Below are 1,391 nucleotides of genomic sequence, written 5' to 3'. Positions count from 1 at the left end.
TGGTGTTGTTCAACCTGTACGACGGGTGAACCTCAGCCCAAAAACGCAAGGACGTCTATCTGAACTGTTTGTCGAACAAGGTGATTATGTCGAAGCGGGTCAAGTTGTTGCGAGGATGGAAAGCGGAGAAATAGAAGCGCAGGTGTTACAAGCCGAAGCGGGGTTAGCGCGGGTAAGAGCGAACTTGAACAAATTACAAACGGGTAGTCGTCCCGAAGAAATCGCCGCCGCCCAAGCCAAGTTAGATCGGGCTTTAGCCAATTTAGCTGAACTCGAAGCCGGAACCCGGATGGAGGAAGTTGCTGTCGCTCAAGCTAAACTCAATGAAGCCGAAGCCAGGTTAGCCGATGCACGTTCGGGAAGTTTGGATGATGAAATTGCTCAGGCCCAATCTAGACTCACCGCCAACAAAGCGGATTTGGAACTGGCCAGTGAACGGGTGCGTCGCTATCAAGGCTTGAGAAATCAAGGGGCGGTTTCTGAAGATAGTTTAGAGGAATATCTGCAAAATGAACGCCGACTGAGTGCTGTCGTTGATGAAGCCGCCAGACGCATCGAACAACTTAAACAAAGTCAGCGAAGTCAAGTTGATAGACTCGTTGCAACAGTTGAGATGGAACGTCAAGCTTTGCGACAATTGCAAAATGGCGCTCGGGTTGAAGACATTGCCGCAGCGACCGCCGAAGTTGCAGAAGTTCGCAGCAATTTGAATCAGTTAATTAATGGAACTCGTCCGGAAGAAATAGCCGCAGCCCTGGCGGAAGTTCGAGAAGCTCAAGCACAAGTTCGCTACTATGAAACGCAGTTAGAAGATACAAAAGTTCGCGCCCCGTTTGCAGGAGTTATTGCTCAACGTTATGCAGTAGAAGGGGCATTTGTAACCCCGGCAACATCGGCATCCGATGCGACTTCAGCAACTTCAACTTCGATAGTGGCTTTGGCAAAAGATTTAGAAGTCTTAGCGAAAATTCCCGAAGCCGATATTGGTCGAATTCAACCCAATCAAAAAGTCGAAATTATTGCCGATGCTTACCCCGATCAAGTCTTTAAAGGACGGGTACAATTAATCGCCCCAGAAGCCGTAAAAGAACGAGATGTAACCCTGTTTCAAGCCCGAGTTGAAATGATCACCGGGAAAGATTTACTTCAGTCCGGGATGAATGTTGATTTAAAATTTATTGGGGATAAACTTAATAATGCGTTAGTGGTGCCAACCGTGGCAATTATTACTAATAAAGGAGAAACCGGAGTTTTACTTCCCGACGAACAAAATCAACCCCAATTTCATCCCGTAACAATCGGTTCAACGATTGGAAATCAAATTCAAATCTTAGAAGGAATCGAAGCAGGCGATCGCGTTTTCACTGAGTTACCCGAAGGCAAAAAACTAG

General features: G+C 46.9%; 1 protein-coding gene. It reads left to right on the top strand.

Going from position 1 to position 1,391, the window contains the following annotated elements; genetic code table 11:
• The coding region (locus M595_RS27555) for an efflux RND transporter periplasmic adaptor subunit (RefSeq protein WP_023069855.1) at window positions 1–1,391 on the top strand (1,391 nt) is incomplete at both ends.

This window comes from Lyngbya aestuarii BL J, assembly GCF_000478195.2.
In the GTDB taxonomy this organism is placed as follows: domain Bacteria; phylum Cyanobacteriota; class Cyanobacteriia; order Cyanobacteriales; family Microcoleaceae; genus Capilliphycus; species Capilliphycus aestuarii.
This window is presented reverse-complemented; position numbering and strand designations above follow the sequence as displayed.